Origin of the sequence: Pseudomonas sp. TWP3-2 (assembly GCF_049897765.1) — a bacterium.
Classification (GTDB): domain Bacteria; phylum Pseudomonadota; class Gammaproteobacteria; order Pseudomonadales; family Pseudomonadaceae; genus Aquipseudomonas.
Genome location: NZ_JAFCWW010000004.1, coordinates 382820 through 406265 on the forward strand (window position 1 = coordinate 382820; position 23446 = coordinate 406265).

16 protein-coding genes are annotated in these 23446 nt (G+C 59.4%); 11 read left to right on the top strand and 5 right to left on the bottom strand.

What is annotated here, in order from left to right:
• Positions 1 to 16: 16 nt before the first annotated feature.
• The 9 genes from ACP7EE_RS09330 (at position 17) to ACP7EE_RS09370 (ending at position 11970) form a co-directional block, all read left to right on the top strand.
• Entirely contained in the window at positions 17 to 298 is a 282-nt protein-coding gene (locus ACP7EE_RS09330) for a peptidylprolyl isomerase (protein WP_003445034.1), read from the top strand.
• 135 nt (positions 299 to 433) lie between these two features.
• Complete coding sequence (locus tag ACP7EE_RS09335) at positions 434 to 2302, top strand: extracellular solute-binding protein (protein WP_426234307.1); 1869 nt, start codon at positions 434 to 436, stop codon at positions 2300 to 2302.
• Complete coding sequence (locus ACP7EE_RS09340) at positions 2302 to 3363, top strand: microcin C ABC transporter permease YejB (protein ID WP_426234308.1); 1062 nt, start codon at positions 2302 to 2304, stop codon at positions 3361 to 3363. The genes ACP7EE_RS09335 and ACP7EE_RS09340 overlap by 1 nt, the downstream gene beginning before the upstream one ends.
• Positions 3363 to 4385 (top strand): ABC transporter permease, encoded by a 1023-nt coding sequence (locus ACP7EE_RS09345; RefSeq protein ID WP_426234309.1) that lies wholly within the window; start codon positions 3363 to 3365, stop codon positions 4383 to 4385. Before ACP7EE_RS09340 ends, ACP7EE_RS09345 begins: the two co-directional genes overlap by 1 nt.
• 13 nt (positions 4386 to 4398) lie before the next feature.
• A complete protein-coding gene (locus ACP7EE_RS09350) occupies positions 4399 to 5982 on the top strand; it encodes an ABC transporter ATP-binding protein (RefSeq protein WP_426234310.1) in 1584 nt (527 codons plus the stop codon).
• Positions 5979 to 7394, top strand: a complete 1416-nt coding sequence (locus tag ACP7EE_RS09355; RefSeq protein ID WP_426234311.1) for a sigma-54 interaction domain-containing protein — start codon at positions 5979 to 5981, stop codon at positions 7392 to 7394. The genes ACP7EE_RS09350 and ACP7EE_RS09355 overlap by 4 nt, the downstream gene beginning before the upstream one ends.
• 286 nt (positions 7395 to 7680) lie before the next feature.
• Entirely contained in the window at positions 7681 to 9072 is a 1392-nt protein-coding gene (locus tag ACP7EE_RS09360; RefSeq protein ID WP_420649129.1) for a GntP family permease, read from the top strand.
• 7 nt (positions 9073 to 9079) lie between these two features.
• Complete coding sequence (gene hbdH, locus ACP7EE_RS09365; protein ID WP_426234312.1) at positions 9080 to 9853, top strand: 3-hydroxybutyrate dehydrogenase; 774 nt, start codon at positions 9080 to 9082, stop codon at positions 9851 to 9853.
• 161 nt (positions 9854 to 10014) lie between these two features.
• Positions 10015 to 11970: an acetoacetate--CoA ligase gene (locus tag ACP7EE_RS09370; protein WP_426234313.1), complete on the top strand. Its 1956-nt coding sequence runs from the start codon at positions 10015 to 10017 to the stop codon at positions 11968 to 11970.
• A gap of 45 nt (positions 11971 to 12015) precedes the next feature.
• Here the strand turns inward: ACP7EE_RS09370 and ACP7EE_RS09375 are convergent, their stop codons facing one another.
• Positions 12016 to 15822 (bottom strand): hypothetical protein, encoded by a 3807-nt coding sequence (locus ACP7EE_RS09375; RefSeq protein WP_426234314.1) that lies wholly within the window; start codon positions 15820 to 15822, stop codon positions 12016 to 12018.
• Between the two features lie 123 nt (positions 15823 to 15945).
• Entirely contained in the window at positions 15946 to 17055 is a 1110-nt protein-coding gene (locus tag ACP7EE_RS09380; RefSeq protein ID WP_426234315.1) for a PilT/PilU family type 4a pilus ATPase, read from the bottom strand.
• Positions 17056 to 17181: 126 nt separating this feature from the next.
• Here ACP7EE_RS09380 and ACP7EE_RS09385 point away from each other — a divergent pair, with 126 nt between their 5' ends.
• Together ACP7EE_RS09385 and ACP7EE_RS09390 are read left to right on the top strand one after the other, a co-directional pair.
• The gene (locus ACP7EE_RS09385; RefSeq protein ID WP_426234316.1) at positions 17182 to 19719 is read left to right on the top strand and encodes a PAS domain S-box protein; all 2538 of its coding nucleotides are present in this window, start codon (positions 17182 to 17184) and stop codon (positions 19717 to 19719) included.
• Positions 19720 to 19769: 50 nt separating this feature from the next.
• Positions 19770 to 20045 carry a peptidylprolyl isomerase gene (locus ACP7EE_RS09390; protein ID WP_007912322.1) on the top strand — a complete coding sequence of 92 codons (276 nt, stop codon included), beginning with the start codon at positions 19770 to 19772 and terminating at the stop codon, positions 20043 to 20045.
• A 122-nt stretch (positions 20046 to 20167) separates the two neighbouring features.
• Here the strand turns inward: ACP7EE_RS09390 and ACP7EE_RS09395 are convergent, their stop codons facing one another.
• From ACP7EE_RS09395 to ACP7EE_RS09405, 3 genes are all read right to left on the bottom strand, one after another.
• Positions 20168 to 21100 (bottom strand): sugar kinase, encoded by a 933-nt coding sequence (locus tag ACP7EE_RS09395; RefSeq protein ID WP_426234317.1) that lies wholly within the window; start codon positions 21098 to 21100, stop codon positions 20168 to 20170.
• Between the two features lie 130 nt (positions 21101 to 21230).
• Positions 21231 to 22448, bottom strand: a complete 1218-nt coding sequence (locus tag ACP7EE_RS09400) for an amino acid deaminase (protein ID WP_426234318.1) — start codon at positions 22446 to 22448, stop codon at positions 21231 to 21233.
• A gap of 38 nt (positions 22449 to 22486) precedes the next feature.
• Positions 22487 to 23251, bottom strand: a complete 765-nt coding sequence (locus tag ACP7EE_RS09405; RefSeq protein ID WP_426234319.1) for an IclR family transcriptional regulator — start codon at positions 23249 to 23251, stop codon at positions 22487 to 22489.
• Between the last annotated feature and the right edge of the window lie 195 nt (positions 23252 to 23446).

Sequence of the window (23446 nt, forward strand, 5' to 3'; positions counted from 1 at the left end):
ATTGGAGAGTTTCCCCATGGCTAAAGCCACTGCCCGCCACATCCTCGTTGCCAGCGAAGACAAGTGCAACGAACTCAAGGCCCAGATCGAAGGCGGCGCTGATTTCGCCGAAGTCGCCAAAGCCAACTCCACCTGCCCGTCCAGCCGTCAGGGTGGCGATCTCGGTTCGTTCGGTCCTGGCCAGATGGTCAAGGAATTCGACACCGTGGTATTCAGCGCGCCGATCAATGTCGTGCAAGGCCCGGTGAAAACCCAGTTCGGTTATCACCTGCTGGAAGTGACCAGCCGTCAGGACTGATCCGTCGTCCGACTCGCTTGAAAACGGCCCGCCTATTGGTGGGCCGTTGTGTTTTGGTAACACGATACGGCTGGCGGGCACCGCGTTGCTCGCGTACAAATTGCGCTTATCGATCACCCGGCGCTAAGGCTGACAATGCGACTGGCTTTCCCCACATTGATGCTCACTGCCGTGGCCCTGCTGTTTGGCGCCGCTGGTGTGGACGCTGCTCCGCAACATGCATTGACCGTTTATGGCGAACCGGCGAAGTATCCAGCCGGCTTCAGCCACTTCGACTACACCAACGCGCAGGCACCGAAGGGTGGCACCATGCGCCGCTCGGCCGTCGAAATCGGCCATTTCGACCATCTGCTGCCTTATATAGACAAAGGTATCGGCGTCTCCCAGATCGACGGCATGCTGTATTCGCCGCTGGCCCAGCGTTCACAGGACGAGCCGTATACGGTCTACGGCCTGGTCGCGCAGAAGATGGAGCGCTCCGAGGATGGTCTGTCGCTGCGCTTCTTCATCAATCCCAAGGCGCGCTTCGCCGATGGCAAACCGATCACCGCCGAGGATGTGCGCTACACCTACGATTTGTTGATGACCCAGGGCAGCCTGCGCTACCGCACTCAGTTTGCCGACGTCAAAGGCGTCGAAGTCGAAGCGCCACTGACCGTGCGTTTCGATTTCAAGAGCAACGAGAACCGTACCCTGCCGCTAGACATCGCGACTCTGCCGGTGTTTCCCGAACACTGGTGGAAAACCCGGGATTTTGCCGGTGGTGGCGGCTATGAACCACCGTTGGGCAGCGGCCCGTATCGCGTCGGCAAGGTCGACTCCGGGCGCAGTATCACCTTCGAGCGCAATGCCGACTGGTGGGGCAAGGATCTGCCGGTCAGCCGTGGGTTGTACAATTTCGATCACTTCAGTATCGAGTACTTCGGCGACACCGACGTTGCCCGTCAGGTATTGCGCGGCGGCGCTTACGACTACAACCGCGAATTCTCCGCCACCGGCTACTCCATCGGTTACGACAGCCCGGCGTTGAGTGACGGGCGTCTGCAAAAAGCCCATCTGGCAACCGAGGCGCCGCAATCGGCGCAAGGTTTCGTGTTCAATCTGCAAAAACCGCTGTTCGCCGATCGGCGCGTGCGTCAGGCACTGGCCATGCTCTGGGACTTCGAGTGGAGCAACCGGCAGATGATGCGCAACCTGTACATTCGCCAGCAGAGCTATTTTTCCAACAGCGACCTCGCCGCGCGGCAACTGCCGGACGCTGCCGAACTGAAAATTCTCGAACCCCTGCGCGGGCAAATACCCGATGAGGTATTCAATAAAGTCTTCGAAGCGCCGAAGACCGACGGCAGCGGAGTGATTCGCGACAAGCAGTTGCAAGCGCTTGAGCTGCTGGAACAGGCCGGATGGAAGCCGGAGGGCGATCAACTGGTCAATGCGCAGGGCGAACCGTTGAGCTTCACCTTTCTGGTCAGCCAGAACGGCATGGATCGCTTGCTCTTGCCGTACAAGCGCACACTGAAGCAGATCGGCATCGACCTCAACATCCGCCGCATCGACTCCTCGCAATACGTCAACCGTTTGATGAGCCGTGACTACGACATGATCGTCACCGGCTACCCCGTCACCACTTCCCCGGGTGGCGAGTTGCTCAACTATTTCGGTTCAGCCTCGGCCAACGATCCCGGCGCCAACAACTACATGGTGCTGAAGAACCCCGCGGTCGACACCTTGATCAACGGCCTGATCCGCGCCTCGACCCAGCCCGACATGCTGCGCTACGCCCACGCGCTGGATCGCGTGCTGCAATGGAACTACTACTGGATCCCCAACTATTACCCGCCGGGCACCTCGACGGTGTGGTGGAACCGCTTTGGCATCCCGACTGTTCAGGCGAGCAATGACGAGGCCATCGAGAGCTGGTGGGAGATCAGCCGCACGCCGCTGACCAATCAACAGATGACGGCCGAGAAAATCAGCCGTGGCAGACCCGGAGGGCCGCGCTGATGTGGGCTTATATACTGCGACGTCTGCTGCTGATCATTCCGACGCTGGTGATCATTCTGCTGGTCAATTTCGTGATCATTCAGGCCGCACCGGGCGGTCCGGTGGAGCAAGCGATCGCGCACTTGCAGGGTATCGGCGGCAGTAATGTCGGTGGCGGTTCCAGTGAGACCATGAGCGGCACCTCGCGCGCCAGCCGTGGCCTCGACCCGCAACTGATCAAAGACATCGAAAAACAGTACGGCTTCGACAAACCGGCGCATGAGCGCCTGTGGCTGATGCTCAAGAATTACGCGCAACTGGATTTCGGCAAGAGTTTCTTTCGCGGCGCCACGGTCACTGATCTGATCCTTGAAAAAATGCCCGTGACCATTTCCCTTGGATTGTGGGCGACGCTGATTACTTATCTGATATCGATCCCGCTGGGCATCCGCAAAGCCGTGCATCACGGCAGTCACTTCGACATCTGGAGCAGCACCGCGATCATCATCGGCTACGCGATGCCCGCGTTTCTGTTTGCGATGTTCCTGATCGTGGTATTCGCCGGTGGCACTTCACTGAACTGGTTCCCGGTGCGCGGGCTGGTGTCGGACAACTTCGATTCATTATCGACCCTTGGCAAAATCACCGATTACTTCTGGCATCTGGTGCTGCCGGTCACCGCGCTGGTGATCGGCGGATTCGCGACGTTGACCATCCTCACGAAAAACTCGTTCCTCAACGAGATCACCCGTCAGTACGTGGTCACGGCGAGGGCCAAAGGCCTCAGTGAAAACAGGGTGCTTTACGGTCATGTGTTCCGCAACGCGATGCTGTTGGTTGTGTCGGGAATTCCTCAGGCATTCATCAGCGTGTTCTTCGCCGGTTCGTTGCTGATCGAGGTGATCTTCTCCCTCGACGGCCTCGGACGCATGAGTTACGAAGCGGCCGTATCGCGCGACTATCCGGTGGTGTTCGGCTCGCTGTTCATCTTCACGCTGTTCGGCCTGCTGATAAAACTCATCGGCGACCTGTGCTACACGCTGGTCGACCCGCGCATCGACTTTGCCGCGAGGAACGCCTGATGTTCAAGCTATCGCCGTTGGGCCGCCGCCGCTTCGAACGCTTCAAGAAAAACCGCCGGGGCTGGTGGTCGCTGTGGCTGTTTATCGGCCTGTTCCTGCTAAGTCTCGGTGGTGAGTTGATCGCCAACGATAAACCGTTGATCGTCAGCTATCAGGGCGACTGGTACTTCCCGGTATTCAAGCGCCACACTGAGCAGGAGTTTGGCGGACAACTGCCGTTTCAGGCCGACTACCGCAGCGATTACGTGCAGAACCTGATTCGCAAGGACGGTGGCTGGCTGCTGTTTCCGCCAATCCCGTTCAGTGATGACACGCCGAACTACGAACTGAACAAACCGGCGCCGAGTCCGCCGTCGGCCGTCAACTGGCTGGGCACCGACGATCAGGCTCGAGATGTGCTGGCGCGGGTGATTTTCGGTGCGCGGGTGTCAATTCTGTTTGCGCTGATGCTGACCTTCGTCAGTGCGCTGATCGGCATTGCCGCCGGTGCGTTGCAGGGTTATTACGGCGGCTGGGTCGATCTGATCGGTCAGCGCTTGCTGGAAGTCTGGTCAGGGTTGCCGGTGCTGTATCTGCTGATCATTCTCTCCGGTTTTGTCGAGCCGAACTTCTGGTGGCTACTGGGGATCATGGCGCTGTTTTCCTGGCTGGCGCTGGTGGACGTGGTGCGTGCCGAGTTCCTGCGCGGGCGCAATCTCGAATACGTCAAAGCAGCGCGGGCATTGGGTCTGACCGACCGCAAGGTGATCTTCCGGCACATTCTGCCGAACGCGATGAATGCGACCCTGAGCTATCTGCCGTTCATTCTGACCGGGGCAATTTCCACCCTCACGGCGCTGGACTTCCTCGGTTTCGGCATGCCGGCCGGCAGCGCTTCGCTGGGCGAACTGATCGGACAGGGCAAGCAGAATCTGCAAGCGCCGTGGCTCGGGCTCACCGCGTTCTTCACCTTGGCGTTGATTCTCTCTTTACTGGTTTTCATCGGCGAGGCGTTGCGTGATGCCTTTGATCCGCGATCCTGAGGCGCAGGCACATATGACTGACAACCTGATCGAAATCCGTGACCTCAACGTCGCCTTCCATGGCCAGGTTGTGGTGCGCAATCTGTGCCTCGACATCCGGCCCGGCGAATGTCTGGCACTGGTCGGCGAATCCGGCTCTGGCAAATCAGTGACCGCGCATTCGATCCTGCAATTGCTGCCCGAGGGCGAAGCGCAAACCACCGGCAGCATTCGCTATCGCGGGCAGGAGCTGGTCGGCACCGACCCGAAGATCTTGCGCGAGCTGCGCGGCAATCGCATCGCCATGATCTTTCAGGAGCCAATGACCTCGCTCAACCCGTTGCACAGCATCGAAAAACAGATCGGCGAAACCCTGCTGCTGCACCGGGGGCTGGGCGGCAAACAGGCACAAAAACGCATCCTCGAATTGCTCGAACTGGTGGGCATTCAGAAACCGCAAGAGCGGCTCAAGGCGTATCCGCATCAACTCTCCGGCGGCCAGCGCCAGCGGGTGATGATCGCCATGGCTCTGGCCTGCGAGCCGGAGCTGCTGATCGCCGACGAGCCGACCACCGCGCTCGACGTCACCGTGCAGCGCAAGATCCTGCTGCTGCTCAAGTCCCTGCAACAGCGGCTCGGCATGTCGTTGCTGCTGATCAGCCACGATCTGAACCTGGTGCGCAGCATCGCGCAACGGGTGTGCGTGATGAAAGCCGGCGAAATCGTCGAGCAGGCGCCCTGCGAAACGCTGTTCACCGAGCCGAAACACCCTTACAGCTGCGTGCTGCTCAATGCCGAGCCGGAAGGCGAAGCGCTGACCCGGGCCGAGCGGGAAAACGTCCTGGAAGTCGAAAACCTGCGGGTTGACTTCACCGTCGGCGGCGGCCTGTTTCAGCGCAAGCAATACCTGCGCGCAGTTGACGGCATCAGCCTGAACATCCAGCGTGGCAAGACCTTGGGCATCGTTGGCGAGTCCGGTTCAGGCAAGTCGACACTGGGCCAGGCAATCCTGCGGTTGCTCGACTCAGAAGGCAGCATTCGCTTCCAGGGCGGATCCCTCGACAGCCTCAATCAGAAGCAGATGCGCCCATGGCGCCGACAGATGCAGGTGGTGTTTCAGGACCCGTTCGGCAGCCTCAGCCCGCGCATGTCGGTGGCGCAGATCATCAGCGAAGGGCTGGAGGTGCATTGCCAGTCCACCGCTGATGAGTGCGACGCACAGGTGATTCGCGTGCTCAAGGAGGTCGGCCTCGACCCCGACAGCCGTCACCGCTATCCCCATGAATTCTCCGGCGGCCAGCGCCAGCGCATCGCTATCGCCCGCGCATTGGTGTTGAAACCGGCGCTGATCCTGCTCGACGAGCCAACCTCGGCACTCGATCGCACGGTACAGAAACAAGTGGTCGCCCTGCTCCGCGATCTGCAGGAAAAACACGGTTTGACCTATCTGTTCATCAGCCACGACCTCGCCGTGGTGCGTGCCTTGGCCCACGACATGATCGTGATCAAGGACGGCAAAGTGGTCGAGCGCGGGGCGAGCCATGATGTGTTCGACTCGCCGCAGCATCCGTACACCAAAGAGCTGTTGGCGGCGGCGCATCCGGGTTCAGTCCGATGAACAGCACCGAAAGCCTCAAGGATTACCAACGCGTCCGCACCTTGGCGATCCGCTCGCTGTTCGAGATCATCGAGCAGTCCAGCGAAGGCACGGTGATTGTCGACCGTGACGCGAACATCGTCTGGATGAACGAGCGTTATGCCCGGCGCTTCGGCCTCGCATCCGCCGAGGGCGCCATCGGCAAACCTTGCGAAAGCGTGATCCCCGGCAGTCTGCTGCGCGAAGTGGTGCGCACTGGCCGGCCGATTTTGCTGGACATGCAAGACACCCCCAAAGAGCCGCTGGTGGTGATGCGCCTGCCGATCCACGACGACGCCGGCGCCGTGATCGGCGCCATCGGTTTCGCCCTGTTCGACGAATTGCGCACGCTGTCGCCGATGCTCAAGCGCTACCTGAGCATGCAGGAGGAGCTGGCTTCGACCCGCTCGCTGCTCCGCGCCCGGCAGACCAAATACAACTTCGCCCATTTCATCGGCACCAGCGCCGCCAGCCTCGAAGTCAAACGTCGCGCCCGGCGCAGTGCCAGCGCCGAATCGCCGGTATTGCTGCTCGGCGAGACCGGCACCGGCAAAGAACTGCTGGCGCAAGCGATCCACAGCGCTTCGCCGCGAGCGCACAAAGCCTTCGTCAGCATTAACTCCGCAGCCATTCCGGAGGCGCTGCTCGAAGCGGAGTTCTTCGGCACCGCGCCGGGGGCTTTTACCGGCGCTGACCGTAAGGGTCGAACCGGCAAATTGCAGATTGCTCAGGGCGGCACGTTGTTTCTTGATGAGATCGGCGATATGCCGCTGCCGCTGCAGAGCAAACTGCTGCGCGTGTTGCAGGAAAAGGAATTCGAACCGGTCGGCTCCAACGACGTGATTCAGAGTGATGTGCGGGTGATTGCCGCGACCTCGACGGATCTGGAAGCGGCGATCAAGCGTGGCGAGTTTCGGGCGGATTTGTACTATCGCCTGAATGTATTGCCGATTCAGGTTCCGCCGCTGCGCGCACGCCTCGACGATTTGCCGGCATTGAGTGAAGCGATTCTTGAGGAATTGCGCAGCCAGCATGAGCTGCATCGTGAGGCGCTGGAGTTGCTGGGGCAGCACGCATGGCCGGGGAATATCCGCGAGTTACGCAACGTGCTTGAGCGGGCGGCGCTGTTGAGTGATGACTTGCTGTTGACGGTGCATGACATTCGCGCGGCGATTGGTACGTTTACCCCGGTTGAGCGGACGTCAACGGCGTCCGCCGAAGCGCTGTCAGGCGAAACCTTCAGTCAGGCGCGCGAGCGGTTTGACCGGCAATTGATTGAGGCGACCCTCGCGCAATGCGGGGGCAAAGTCGTTGAAGCGGCCGAGCGATTGGGGCTTGGACGATCGACGTTGTACAAGAAAATGGTCGCACTTGGAATTGCCGAATCTCGATAAAGAGACTAGATCTCCATATTGAGATAGATCCCCGGGATCGCTTCGCGATCATCGCTAGCAGGCTAGCTCCCACAGGGAGAACGCGTTTCTACTGTGGGAGCTAGCCTGCTAGCGATGGCGATAGACCATAACCAACAATCTCTAGATTGAGACAGAAAATCGAATTTATTACCTCGCATTGAAATATATTCATATATTTCAATCACTTAACTGTTGGCACACATCTCGCAATAGTCCCTTCCTGCAAAGCATCACCCACAAAAATAACAATCCCAGGAGACACACCATGAGTGTGATCATTGCCTTGGCAGCCCTCGCGCTGCTGATGCTCGCGGCCTACCGTGGCTACAGCGTTATCCTTTTTGCCCCGATCGCCGCCCTCGGCGCTGTCCTGTTAACGGACCCCTCCGCCGTCGCCCCTGCATTCACCGGGGTGTTCATGGAGAAAATGGTCGGCTTCATCAAACTGTATTTCCCGGTATTCCTGCTTGGCGCCGTGTTCGGCAAGTTGATCGAGCTATCGGGCTTCTCGCGTTCGATTGTTGCGGCGGCAATTCGCCTGCTCGGCACGCGTCAGGCGATGCTGGTGATCGTGCTGGTCTGCGCCGTGCTCACCTACGGCGGTGTATCGCTGTTTGTGGTGGTGTTTGCGGTGTATCCGTTCGCCGCAGAAATGTTCCGCCAGAGCAATATCCCCAAGCGCCTGATCCCGGCGACCATCGCCCTCGGCGCGTTCTCGTTCACCATGGACGCCCTGCCCGGCACACCGCAGATTCAGAACATCATCCCCAGCACCTTCTTCAACACCACGGCGTGGGCAGCGCCGTGGCTGGGGGTGATCGGCACGATCTTCGTGTTCTGCGCCGGCATGCTGTTCCTACAGCGGCAACGCAACAAGGCGCAACGCGCCGGCGAAGGCTATGGCACTGAACTGCGCAACGAACCGGAAACAGCTGAAGACCTGAAGCTGCCGAACCCATGGCTGGCGCTGTCGCCGCTGTTGGCGGTGGGCATCATGAACTTGCTGTTCACCCACTGGATTCCGCAGTGGTACGGCAAGACCCACAGCCTGGCGCTGCCGGGCATGGCCACGCCGGTCACCACCGAAATCGCCAAACTAACGGCGATCTGGGCGGTGCAGGCAGCCCTGCTGATCGGCATTTTGATGGTGTTGGCGTTTGGCTTTAATGCGATCAAAAGCAAACTTGCCGAGGGCAGTAAAAGCGCGGTCAGCGGTGCGCTGCTGGCGGCGATGAATACTGCATCGGAATACGGTTTCGGCGCGGTTATCGCCTCGCTACCGGGTTTTCTGGTGTTGGCCGACTGGCTCAAAGGCATCCCCGATCCGTTGGTCAACGAAGCGATCACCGTGACCTTGTTGGCGGGCATCACCGGTTCCGCTTCGGGCGGCATGAGCATCGCCCTAGCGGCGATGTCCGAGCAGTTCATCAGCGCCGCCCACGCCGCGAATATTCCGCTGGAGGTGTTGCACCGAGTGGCGGCGATGGCCAGCGGCGGCATGGACACCCTGCCGCACAATGGCGCGGTAATCACCTTGCTCGCGGTCACCGGCCTGACCCACCGTGAAGCCTACAAAGACATTTTCTGTATTACGCTGATCAAGACCCTGGCGGTTTTCGTGGTGATCGGCACTTTCTACGCCACTGGCATTGTGTGAGGTATTGATGACGACTCTTTCAGGCAAGACCGCGCTGGTTACCGGTTCCACCAGCGGCATCGGGTTGGGCATCGCCCTGACGCTGGCCAAGGCTGGCGCCAATCTGATCCTCAACGGTTTTGGCGATGCGTCCAAAGTGATTGCCGAAGTCGAGCAATTTGGCGGCAAGGTCGGGCATCACCCGGCCGACGTCAGCGACCCGGCGCAGATTGCCGAGATGATCGCCTACGCCGAGCGCGAGTTCGGCGGCGTCGACATTCTGGTGAACAACGCCGGTATTCAGCATGTGGCAGCGGTTGAAGAATTTCCGGTGGAGCGTTGGGATTCGATCATTGCGATCAACCTGTCCTCGGTATTTCACAGCACGCGTCTGAGCTTGCCGGGCATGCGCCGCAAGGGCTGGGGGCGGATCGTCAACATCGCTTCGGTGCATGGTCAGGTCGGTTCGACCGGCAAAGCTGCGTATGTGGCGGCCAAACACGGGGTGATCGGTTTGACCAAGGTTGTCGGCCTGGAAACCGCCACCAGCAATGTCACCTGCAACGCGATCTGCCCTGGCTGGGTGTTGACGCCGCTGGTGCAGAAGCAGATCGATGACCGGATTGCCACGGGTGTCGAGCCGCAGCAGGCGCAGCATGATTTGCTCGCGGAAAAACAGCCGTCGCTGGAGTTCGTTACACCGGCGCATCTGGGGGAACTGGTGCTGTTTTTGTGCAGCGAGGCTGGCAGTCAGGTGCGCGGTGCGGCGTGGAATATTGATGGTGGCTGGCTCGCGCAGTGAGCAACCGCTAGACCGCGTTATCGTTCATCGCGGGCAAGCCACGCTCCCACAGGATTGAGGTTGACGCTTAACCTGCGCACGACACGACACCTGTGGGAGCGTGCGATGCGGCGATCCGACTTGCCCGCGATTGGATCTGAAGATAAAACAAGAGGCAAACCATGTCCGACACTCTCTGGCAACCCGATGCAACGCGTATCGCCAAGTCCCGCATGGACATGTTCCGGCGCTGGGTTAATCAGCGCCATTCGTTGGATCTGCACGACTACCCTGCCCTGCACCAATGGTCGATCGACGAGCGTGAAGCGTTCTGGCAGGCAATCGTCGATTTCTTCGATATTCGCTTCCACACACAACCAGATGCGGTACTGCGCGAAGGCACACAAATGCCCAGCGCCGAATGGTTCCCCGGTGCGACGCTGAACTTTGCCGAACACCTGCTGCGTCGCCGCGACGATGCCGTGGCTGTCATCTCAGTCGCGGAGAATGGTCAGCGCGAACAGCTGACCTGGGCCGAACTGGCCGAACAAGTCTCAGGCTTTCAAGCCAGTCTGCAAGCAGCGGGAATCGGCATTGGCGACCGCGTGGCGGCGTGCATGCCCAACACCTGGCAGACCTTGGTGGCGATGCTCGCGACCACCAGCCTTGGCGCGATCTGGTCGTGTTCATCGCCAGACTTCGGCACCCACGGTGTGATCGACCGCTTCGGCCAGATCGAACCGAAGGTGCTGATCACCTGCGCCGGTTACCGCTATGCCGGCAAGTACATCGACCAAAGCCAAAAGCTCAACGAAATCCTCGAACAACTGCCGTCACTCGAGCAACTGATCATCGTGCCGTACGCGCGAACGCAGGCCCACATCGAGGATTACCGCACGCAGGCCAACGTCACGCTTTGGGATGATTTCTATCAACCCGGCGGCGAGCCGCATTTCGTCGCGGTGCCCTTCGCTCATCCGCTGTACGTGCTGTATTCCAGCGGCACCACCGGTGTGCCGAAATGCATCGTGCACAGCACGGGCGGTGTGTTGCTGCAACACGTCAAGGAGCACGGGCTGCACGTCGATCTCGGCCCCGGCGATCGCTTGTTCTACTACACCACCTGCGGCTGGATGATGTGGAACTGGCTGGTCTCGGCGCTGGCGGTCGGCAGCGCGGTGCTGCTGTATGACGGCTCGCCGTTTCATCCGGATAATGCGCGCCTGCTGGAGTTGATCGAGGATGAGCGGATCAGTGTGTTCGGCACCAGTCCCAAGTATCTCGCGACGCTGGAAAGCAACGGCCTCAAGCCGCGCGAAAGCCATGATTTGAGTAGCCTGAAAACCCTGCTCTGCACTGGCTCGGCGCTGTCGCCACAGAGCTACGATTTCGTCTATCGCGACTTCAAACCGGACGTGTGCCTGGCCTCGATGTCCGGCGGTACCGACATTGTTTCCTGCTTCGTCAACGGCAATCCGCTGTCGCCGGTACGCCGGGGCGAGAACATGGGCAAGAGCCTGGGCATGGCGGTCGCGGTATGGAACGACGCCGGCCATGCGGTGATTGGCGAAAAAGGCGAGCTGGTCTGCACCCGGCATTTCCCGGCGATGCCGGTTGGCCTGTGGAATGACCCGGACGGCGAGAAGCTGCGCAAATCCTATTTCAGCCAGTTCCCCGGCGTGTGGGCGCAGGGCGATTACGCCGAGGAGCTGGCGCATGGCGGGATGGTCATTCACGGCCGCTCCGATGCAGTGCTCAACCCCGGCGGCGTGAGAATCGGCACAGCGGAAATCTACCGGCAGGTGGAAAAAGTCGCTGAAGTGCTCGACAGCGTAGCCATCGGCCAACAGTGGCAGGACGACGTGCGCGTGGTGTTGTTCGTGCGCCTCAAGGACGGCGTGGTGCTGGATGAGGCGTTGCAGCAGCAGATTCGCCAGGTGATCCGCGCCAACACCACGCCGCGGCATGTGCCGGCGAAAATCGTTGCGGTGACTGATATTCCGCGCACCATCAGCGGCAAGATCGTGGAACTGGCGGTGCGTAATGTGGTGCACGGTGAACCGGTGAAGAACACCGACGCACTGGCTAATCCTGAGGCGCTGGAGCAGTTTCGCGATCGACCTGAACTGAACCACTGAGACAGCGCCCCTGCGAGAGGAGCGCTGTTTTGCAATGCAGGCGGATTATTCAGGACGGTTCAAGGTGAGTAAGACCGGTCCGCTAATCGCACCGGCAGCACGGGACGCGAGGCACTGTTCGATGGTTTCGAGGTTGCGCTCGAATTCGAATTTGTCGGTGTAATACTGGTCCAGCAGCGAAATGACCAGCGCCAACGAGTCGGCATTTTCAATGGCTTTGGCTGCCGGATGGTATTGCGCCGTGGCGCCACTCTCTGCCACTTGAAGTTGACCGCTTGCCAGATCGAGCAACGCCGCCACGTTCAGCGACTGGTCGGTAGCCCCTTCTGCTGCTGCATCGCTGGCGTAGCTGACATCTTTGGTCTGCGCTGCACCATGCAGCATCTCGTGAATCAGGTCATCTGCCACTACACCATGGTTGTAACCGTGTCCGATGAAATGAGCGTTCAGATTGCGCGTAAAGATCTCCATGAACATCACCTTAGGCCGCTCGTTGGCACTGGCGGCGATCCATTGCCGGTACAACTGCGGATTGAAGGCAGCGATATTGCCGTTGTCTTTGTATGGGTCCAGAAGCAGATTGCTCAGAGACAAACCGGCGAAATCGGTACGGATCAGTTTCAGGTATTTCAGCAACCGATCTGTCGCATCCGCGGCGTTGCTCCCCAAAACCGCTTTGATGATGAGGTCGCGATCCTTGGTGAAGTCGTGATCACTGAAGGCCTTGATCGCTTGCTCGATCTTGGCTTTAGCGCCAGGCAGACTTTTCTCGATGAAAGCCCGGGTGTAGCTGACCGGTAATGTTTTCTGGAAACGATTCGCCCTGAACGGTGCATTGAAGGTGAAGTTGCTCAACTTCGGCCCCCAGGCTTTGCCCGTGCGGTCAAGCGCATACCAGTGAAAATCTGCGCGCGCGGCCAGCACGGTCAATGTGTCTGCGCTGGTCGGTTTCGGTTGCCAGGTGCCTTGCGCCATCGCGGCGCCGTTGTCCGCACTCGCCAGATGCGCGGGTTTGCCGGTCCCCTTGATATGACTCATCTGTGCTTTCGCCAGCGCGATAACCTCTTGGGTTTGCCGACTCAGACGCAGCCCGCCCTTATAGACTAGCTTGCCCGTGCCGCGCACGACCGACGGCAGATCGTCCAAAGGATTGAAAATTGAAATTCCGCTGATAATCACCAGTTTCGCCAGATGCCCCAACTTGGCGGACATGCTGGTAGCTTTGGCCACAATCGAAGCCGTTTTGCTGGCGACGCCGGCAACTGTGCCCAACAGCGCAATGGCATCCATGGCGCAACCGTAGATGCCGTCGACCACAAGGTTGTGTTCACCGGAGGACAGGTCTTGAATGCATCGCTTGAACGGCACGGCCAGATCAACGATGTAAGTCCCGACCACTTCACCTTTTGCCCGCTCGCGCTCAAGTACCGTAGGCTGCGTGGCCGCCGCCTGCAATTGATCGAACGTCATCAGCGGGTGACGCGAAACAACCAGCGCCGAAATCTGCTCTATGCGCGGGTCTGAGAAGTTCTGAAATTCGCTGTCCTTGGGTTTCGAAGCCGTCGCCGGCGCTGGCAATTCGATCAGCTTTTCGATAATCGCTGTGCTAGTGGTGACGCTGAAATCGTTCGCTACACCCTCCGCATAACATTTGAAATTGATCGGCAGGCGTTCTGTGGGTGTTGGCGGTACATGGGTTTTAAGATCACCCTTGAAATCCACTCGGGCGGGTGAGTTCAGTTTCCCGCTTTTGACGATCAGCGCGCCGAGCTCATCATTGCGATGGATCTCACCCCGCAAAGTGAATATTTCGTAGCAGCTTACTTTGCCCTCATATGCGACACACATGACAATGCCGAAACGCCCGGTCGCAGCATCTTTGCCGGCCTGACTCTCTACGTGCTCCACTCGGATGAGCGGTCCACTTATTGGTGTGGTTCGGGTAGTGACCGCTGAATCTCGTACGGTGAAAAAGGTCAGTTGCCCGCGCAACACATCTTGCAAGTCGTAACGGGACAACCGTGCCAAGGCCAATTTGATAGTGGTCGCAAGCGCGCTATTCAATTCATTCAAATAGCTATGCAGTTGACGGTTGAATTCGAGATTGTTATCGGCCATATGCAGCAGTTGCGGATAACGAGTGTAGATACTGGCGACCTTCGGATCGTAAAGCTGCGGTCTGCCAGTGCCGGTTACGTCACTCAGCAAATCGGGCGCCTTACTGTCGGGGAAGACCGCACGGAAGTCCCATTCCTGTTTTTTCAAGTCGCCGGACATATGTAAATCGACCAACGACATCCGCGTCGGCGAAGCGTAAAGGCCTGGCCGCTGATTCAGCACCGGAGTCTCCAGAAAATCACAGGCTGGAGCCGCTCGGGTCAGAGCGGCGCGCGCGATGCTTTTGCGGTCGGGTAATGGCGTTGCATAGGCATGCCCCACTTGCGAGAAATTTGCCACGTAGTGCTGGTACGCCGTAATTGCCCGTTGTGTGGTCGCCTGCTCGGCCTGGCGAAGTTCGGTCTCGGTCACGACGCTGTTGATCAACGCCCAATCAACGATCGGATCAATCAACGCCAGCATCTGCACATCGGCCATTGCCTGGCTGACCGGTTCCAACTCCGCATATGCCATGACCTGCGAATAAGTCATCACCCGGGCGGCTCCGCGCGCGACAGCTTCGACCAAAGCCACGGCGCGGCAGAAGGCGACCCATTCCAGCGACCCGACTATCAGGGAGGTGGGAACCTGCCTGACGAGAAACTCAGGGGCGTTTTGTGCCAGGCACAAATGAATTGCCAGCGGTGCAGCATCTTGATTTACCCACGCATTGGCCACCATGTGAGCGCGCAGTCCTTCGATAACTACTGCCGCAGGCCGACCCAGATAGCGTGGCGAGTACATTTCATAAGTGCCAACCGACTTTCTGCCCTGATGCTTGCCAAGTAACGGATTGATATCCAGCAACATGGCCGTCACCAGCAGTTGCTCGAGTTGCGGCGCCGACATTACCTGACCGGTCTGCGCGCCGAACCAGCCAAGTCGCTGCAAGCATGAGTTGGCCAGACTTTGCGCAAGCGGATGGCCGATCACTTGCTTCAACAACTGCGCAGCATTGTCATGCACGGCTACCCCGACTCGGGTTCCGCGCAATAGATTATCCAACAGCCGAGTATTACCAGGTACGTGCTGAGCCGTAACATTTTTGATCGCAGTACATTGTTCTGCAGATAAGACGATCAACGCATGATCATCTGTGATCAGTTGACCCCAGTAGTTGCCGAGACCATCAACTTCAGGAAATTCAAACTCGAAATAATCAATCAGATTTTCTAATTGGGCAATGTTTTCCGGTACATCGAAACCGTGGAATTCAAGCCATTGATTTACCATTATTTCATTGTCGGACCAGATGTACCCTCCGGCTGCTGTGGCAATATCCGTGAGCATGGGTATCAAGCTCTTCTCGATTTTCAGGTCATCAAGATACCCGAGTGCGACGAAATCCAGCCAGCTCGTCTCAGCTAAAACTTCCATTTTGCCAGTTCGCGTTACGCATACCGGCGGCCTGTCGCTGAGGGTCTCCCGAGTCAACAAAGACCGAACAGAGACCCTGCTGATCAACTCGATCAACAGCTTTTGACCTGGCGCGTGAATGTCATACAGCGACGAGTGTTTCTGCAACTCGAACTGGTAGTCCCAGCCGAGGATCTGCTGTTCTGGAGGCTGCTTGTTCAAGCAGGTTTTTAGTTCCGCCAACACCAACTCACGTTCCTTTGCATCCGCCGTCACACGCTGTCGCGCATCATCAGCCGACGCATACTTGTAAAACTTTCTTCCCGATTCAATATTCACTACATCAAACTCACAAAATGTTTATGCCAACTTGGCGGGAGCAATCTTACTTCTCGCCAAGTCTATTTCCAGCATGCAATCATGAGGTGACGTTTCAGCGCACTAACCTCTAATATCAGCAAACTATTCGAGCAACCCCCACTCCCCTGTCGTGGGACCAGACACTATGCCTTGCTGGACTTCCAACTTCAGTCGCAACTTCAAATTATTGCTTGAGTCAGCATATTTAAGCGCTTCAGATTCGCTGATAACACCATCGACAACTAACTTGTAAAGCGCATCATCAAAAGTCTGCATGCCCGACTCGCGGGACTTTTCCATAATGTTTTTCAGTTCACCCAACTCATTGCGGCGAATCAAATCACCAATGGTCGGCGTCCCCAACATGACTTCGACGGCGGCCCGTCGTTGTCCGTCCAGCGTGCGCAGCAAGCGTTGGGACACGAATGCTTTCAGATGATTGCCCAACGCATGCAGCAGCTGCGGCCGGCGCTCTTCAGGGAAGAAATTAATGATCCGGTCCAGCGCCTGATTGGCGTTGTTGGCGTGCAACGTCGATAGCACCAGATGCCCGGTCTCGGCAAACGACAACGCATGTTCCATGGTCTCGCGGTCGCGGATTTCGCCGATCAGCACCACATCCGGCGCCTGGCGCAGGGTGTTTTTCAGCGCTGCATGAAAGCTGCGCGTATCGACGCCGACTTCGCGCTGGTTGATGATCGATTTCTTGTGCCGATGGATATATTCCACCGGATCTTCGATGGTGATGATGTGCCCGCTGCTGTGCCGATTGCGATGATCGATCAGCGCCGCCAGTGAAGTGGATTTACCCGAATCGGTGGCGCCGACAAACAGAATCAACCCTTGCTTGAGCATTACCGTTTCGAGCAACACCGGCGGCAGTTTGAGGTCTTCAAAACGCGGAATGTCGAGCTTGACGTTGCGGATCACGATTGACACATCGTTGCGTTGCTTGAAGATATTGACCCGAAAGCGCCCGATGCCTGCGCGCGAGATCGCCAGGTTCATTTCCAGATCCCGGTCGAACTCCCGGCGTTGCTCGGCGTCCATCAGGGAGGTGGCGATGGTTGCGACCTCGCCGGGTTTGAATGGCTGCTCGCTCAACGGCGTCAGCACGCCGTCGAATCGCGCACTGGGCGGCGCGCCGGTGGACAGGAACAGGTCCGAACCGTGACGGCTCGCCAGTTGTTTGAGCAGTGCATCGATTTCCATGGCAACAACACCTGCGAAGCTTTCAATGATCAGGGACAACCCGCGCCGTGACGCAGCGGGCCAAACAGCGTCTACCGAACTAGGATAGTAGACGCCGCCTCACCGACCGACGCTCAGGACTTTTAGATGAACGCTGTACCCACCAGCAACGACGCCCAGGCACTGATTGCCCGAACCGACTGGAGCCGCACGCCACTGGGCGCTGCCGGAACCTGGCCGCAGAGCCTGCGCACTGCGGTGGACATCGTGCTGCACTCGCCAATGCCGATGCTGTTGTTGTGGGGGCCGGAGCTGACACAGATCTACAACAATGGCTTCGCCCTGCTCGCCGGCAGCAAGCATCCGTACGCTTTCGGACAACCAGCGAACCTTATATGGCCAGAACTTCGAGACTTTACTGACCCGATTTACAGCGCCGTCCTACAAGGCGAAGTGCGCACCTACAGCGAACGGCGCTTTACCCTGCAACGCGATGGCCAGGAATCCGACTTCTGGCTCGACCTGACCTACAGCCCGATCCGCGATGAACGCGCGCAGGTCGCCGGGATTCTGGTCACGGCCATCGAAACCAACGAACGCCGACGCATCGCCCTCGAACTCCAGCAGCGCTCCGACGACAGCCTCAAGGCCCAGCGCGAAACCGAAGAACGCCTGCAACTGGCGCTGGCCGCCACTGATGCAGTTGGCACCTGGGATTGGGACATCGGCGAAGACCGTTTTATTGCCGACGCGCATTTTGCGCAATTGCACGGTGTCGATCCGGCGCTGGCCGAGCAATTGCCGATCAGCGAATACCTGCAAGGCGTGCACCCCGAAGACCGCGCGCTGATTGCCCGTAGCATCAAACATTGCATCACCCACGGCACCGAATACGCCGAGGAATATCGCCTGCTACGCGCCGACGGCGAGTTGCGCTGGGTATTTGCTCGCGGTCGTTGCTACAAGGATCACCACGGCCGGCCGACGCGCTTTCTCGGTGCGGCGCTGGATCTGACCGAGCGCAAACACACTGAACAGGCGCTGCGCCAAAGCCAGACCGAGTTGCAGTTAATCATCAACGCCATGCCGATTCTGATCAGCTACGTCGACCACGAAGAGCGCTTTCGCTTGAACAACGCCGCTTACCTCGACTGGTACGGCCTCACGCCGCAGGAACTCTACGGCCGCACCATTCGCGACGTGCTCGGCGATGAAGCCTACTTTCTGCGAGCACCGTACATTGCCGAAGCATTGGCCGGGCGGCCCTGTTCGTTCAGTCTGTACACCCCTCACCGCGATGGCAGCCAGCGTCATGCACTCATGAATTACCTACCGCGCCACGGTCCGGACGGCTCGGTGAATGGTTTCTATATTTTCGTGATCGATGAAAGCGAGCGTAAGAAGACCGAGGAAGCGCTGCGTCACCTCAATGAAACCCTTGAAGAACGCGTCAGCGCGCGTACCGAGCAACTGGCGCAGGCCAACGAGCGTTTGCAGAACGAAATGGTCGAACGCGAGCGCGCCGAGGATGCGTTGCGGCATGCGCAGAAAATGGAAGCGGTCGGCCAGCTCACCGGCGGCATCGCGCATGACTTCAACAACATGCTTACCGGGATCATCGGCAGCCTCGATTTGATGCAGCGCTACATCGCTAACGGTCGCGCCGACGAGATTGGCCGTTTCACTGAAGCGGCGGTGTCATCGGCCAACCGCGCGGCGGCGCTGACCCACCGTTTGCTGGCGTTCTCGCGCAGGCAATCGCTGGATCGCAAGACGCTGGACGTCAACGAGCTGGTGCTCTCGCTCGAAGACCTGATCCGCCGCACAAAGGGTGATCCGATCGCCCTCACGCTGAAGCTGACCGACAACCTGTGGCCTGTGAGCACCGACGTCAGCCAACTGGAAAACGCCCTGCTCAACCTCGTTATCAACGCCCGCGACGCAATGCCCGATGGCGGTGAACTGGTGATCGAGACGGCGAATGTCTACCTTGATGGCAGCGATATCACCACGCTGGAGCCGGTCAAGGCTGGCGATTACTTGATGCTCGCGGTCAGCGATAACGGCAGCGGCATGACGCCGTCGGTACTGTCGAAAGCCTTCGATCCTTTTTTCACCACCAAGCCTATCGGCCAGGGCACAGGGTTGGGGTTGTCGATGATTTATGGTTTCGCCCAGCAATCCGGTGGGCACGTCAGCCTCGACAGCTTGCCCGGCAAGGGCACTTGCGTGCGTCTGTACTTGCCGCGTTTGCGCACATCGGAACCGGAACAGCCCGCGCTGGAAACGCTGAGTGAATCGCCTGCCATCGCCAGCGGCGAAACGGTCCTGGTAGTCGAGGACGACCCGGCCGTGCGCATGCTGGTGCTCGATCTGCTCAAGGAACTTGGCTACAGCGCACACGAAGCCGAAGACGCAAAAAGCGCGTTGCCGCTCCTCGAATCCGAGCTGCGCGTGGATCTGCTGGTGACCGATGTCGGTCTGCCGGGCATGAACGGCCGGCAACTGGCGGAGATTGCCCGTCAGCATCGGCCGGGCCTCAAGGTCTTGTTCATGACCGGTTATGCGCACAAAGCCGCCGAGCGTCAGGGCTTTCTCGAGGACGGCATGGACATGGTCGCCAAACCGTTTGCCATCGAGCTGCTGGCGGGCAAGATCCGCACGATGCTCAACCAGACACCGTGACTTGAGGCATAATCCGCGCCCCGCCGTCACCCCGCTACAGGTATTGCACGATGAAAGCCCAAGCCCGCCACATTCTGGTGAAAACCGCCGAAGAGGCCGAACAGCTCAAACAACGCATCGCCAAGGGCGAAGCCTTTGATGTGCTGGCCAAGAAATTCTCGACCTGCCCGTCCGGTAAGCGCGGCGGTGATCTGGGTGAAGTGCGACCGGGGCAGATGGTCGGCGCGATCGATGCGGTGATCTTCAAAAAGCCGCTGCGCACCGTGCATGGGCCGATCAAAAGCAAATTCGGTTACCACCTGGTGCAGGTGTTTTACCGCGATTGATCACTTGGCTCCAGGGCCTCATCGCGGGCAAGCCCGCTCCCACAGGGTTCTGCTGTGCATGCGATCCCTGTGGGAGCGGGCTTGCCCGCGATCCGATTGCGCAGCAAGCGGCCATCCAGGAGTTATCTGGGGATCAGTGCTCCGGAAACCTGAATGACTTGGCTCGCGAGCAAGTGCCCAGCCTCTGCTGCTTCGACAGGACTGCCCCCCAGTAACCGCCGCGCCAGATACGCCGCACTGAATGAATCTCCCGCCGCCGTGGTGTCGACGACCTTCTCGACTTTCTGCGCCGGCACCTCGTAAGACTCCCCGCCACAACGAATCAAACACGCCTCGGCGCCACGCTTGAGCACCACTTCCGGCGTGCCGATCTGCGCGTAGGCGTCGAACACCGCCTCGCAACTGGAGAAATGAAACAGCGCCTGCTCATCCTCCAGCGTCAACAACGCCAGATCGACATGCGGCAAAACGCTGCGATAGGCCGCCCGCGCTTCCTCCGGCGAAGCCCACAGGCGTGGCCGGAAGTTGTTGTCGAAGACGATGCGCGCGTCACGCTGGCGGGCCTCGACCAAAGTCTCGATCAGTTTCTCGCGGCCCTGCGCACCCAGCACCGCCAGAGTGATGCCGCTGAAATACAGTACGTCGTAATCCGGCAACGCCGCCAGAATCGGCGCGGCGGCCGGCGTGGTGAAGCAATCGCGCACGGCGGCTTCGTTGCGCCAGTACAGAAAACGCCGCTCACCGGCGGCGTCAGTCTGAATGCAATACAGACCCGGCAAACGCCCGGGCAAGCGCTGCACCAAGTCCAGGCCGATACCTTCGTCGGCCCAGATGCGGCACATGGCGTCGCTGAAGCTGTCGTCGCCCAACGCCGTCACGTAATCCACCTCTGCCTTGTCGCCCATGGCGCGCGCCAGGTAAACCGCAGTGTTCAACGTGTCACCGCCGAAGCTCTGTTGCAGACTGCCGTCGGCACGTTGCTGCAGTTCGATCATGCATTCGCCGATCAGGGCGATGCGCGGGGCGTTCGGCCCCAGAGTGCTGAGAGTGTTCATTGAGGCAGTGTCTCTGTTGATTCTTGGCTGAACGTTCCGGCCTCATCGCTGGCAAGCCAGCTCCCACATGGACAACGGTGATCCTGTGGGAGCTGGCTTGCCAGCGATGAAGGCGCCACGGTGGTGATCCTTAGAAGCAGGTTTCCATGCTTTCGATCACTGCCAGTTGCTCATCCACCAGCAAACCTGTGCGCCACTTGTCAAAGGTCAGGCACGGGTGCGAAGTGCCGAAGGAAATGATGTCGCCGACCCGCAGTTCAACACCCGGCGCCACGCTCATGAACGCATGCTGATCCATCACCGCCGTGACTTTGCACGCGCCGACATCCTCACCCACCGCCGGTAGCACGCCAGCTTTGTAGCGCAGCAACGGCACCGGCAGACCGGCGTCATAGGCCACATCGCGTTTGCCTAACGCGATCACTGCAAAACCCGGCTCCGGCAATGACTGCACATGCGCCCAGACTTCCAGCGCTGGACGCAGGCCTTCGTGCAAATCACTGCGACGGTCGAGCACGCAGCACTGCGCTTCTTTGTAGATGCCGTGGTCATGCGCCACGTAACTGCCCGGACGCAACACACTGAGGAAACGCCCGCCAGCGTTCTGCGCTTCGAAGGATTCGGCGATCAAGTCGTACCACGCCGAACCCGACGCAGTGATGATCGGCTTGCCAATCGCAAACGCGCCGCTGTCCTGCAACTGCACCGCCAGACGCACCAGCGAGGCAGCGAATTCACGAATACCGCTGACCGCATGATCACCGTGGATCACACCTTCGTAACCTTCAATCCCGGTCAGCGCCAGCGCCGGTTGCGCGTCAATCGCCTTGGCCAGTTCGATGACTTCCTGTTCGCTGCGGCAACCGCAACGGCCGCCAACTACGCCGTATTCAATCATCACGTTCAAACGAACGCCGCGGGAGGCGAAATAGACACCCAAGTCCGCAACGTTGTCCGGGTGATCGACCATGCAATAGAAGTCGAAGGTCGGGTCTGCCAGCAGGTCGGCAATCAGCGCCATGTTCGGCGTTCCGACCAATTGGTTGGCCATCAATACCCGGCGCACACCGTGGGCGTATGCGGCCTGAGTCTGCGTGGCGCTGGCGAGAGTGATGCCCCATGCACCGGCGTCGAGCTGGCGGTGGAACAGCGCCGGAGTCATGCTGGTTTTGCCATGGGGCGCGAGCTCGGCGCCGCTGTCGCTGACGAATTTCTGCATCCAGCGGATGTTGTGCTCCAGGGCTTCGCGGTGCAGCACCAGCGCCGGCAGGCTGACGTCGCGGACCAGGTGCGCGCCGATTGCGGCATCGCCCTTGTTCACGGCAGCGGGGTTGTTGGCAGTCGTCATGGTCGAACTCCTCACAGTCGCGCCGGCAAGCGGCGCGGTTATTCGTTGATCCGCCGGGCGAGGCTGTTGGCGCTCTCGATCAGAACCCGGCGATAGTTTTCGTAATGGGTTTTGGCATCGGCGCGCGGGGCGACGATGCACAAGGTGCAGATCGCCACGCCGCTCGGGTCTTTGACCGGGGCCGCGAAGCAATGGGTAAAGGTGTCGGCGACGCTATCGAAGGAGAAAAAACCGTCGATGCCGGCCTGACGGATTTCCTGCAGAAACGTGTCCAGCGGCAGGCGTTCGCCATCGGGCAAGATGAAGTCGTCAGGGTCGATCAGGTCGATGATCTGCTGGTCGCTCAGATGCGCCAGCAGCAGGCGCCCGGACGCCGTCCACGGGATCGGTGCGTTCTCGCCGATATCGGAAGAAATGCGGAAATGCCGCTCGCCCTCCTTCATCAACGCCACCGTGTATTTGCGCCCGTTGAGCAGGCACATCTGCGCGGTTTCGCGGGTCTGGCTGACAATCTCCTGCAAGGCGTGATCGGCCTCACGGCTGAGGTCGAAATGGCGCAAATGCGCTTGACCAAGGAAATACAGCTGGCGACCGAGATAGACGTGGCCGTCCTTTCCCACCGGCTCCAGAATCCGTCGCTCCAGCAGCGAGGCGACCAGTTCATAAACCGTGGATTTTGGACTGCCGATGCCGTTGGCGATGTCGTTCGGGCGCAGCGGCTGGCCGATCTCCTTGAGGAAATCGAGGATATCGAACGCCCGATCCAGACCGCGAGCCCGGCGTTTGATGGTGTCTTCGGTCATTTCATTGGGTTCCCATAAAAGATGCCGGGATGGTAACTGGGCCTTGGTGTTGTGTCAGTGAGAATGCTGCCCTCACCTGTAGAGACCGGCACATCCTTTACACATTAGACCGGGGACATCGTTTACACCTTTACAGGCTTGATACGCGTTTGGCATCGCGTTCAAGCCTGCCTAAACAGAAGTTGCAAAGGTACA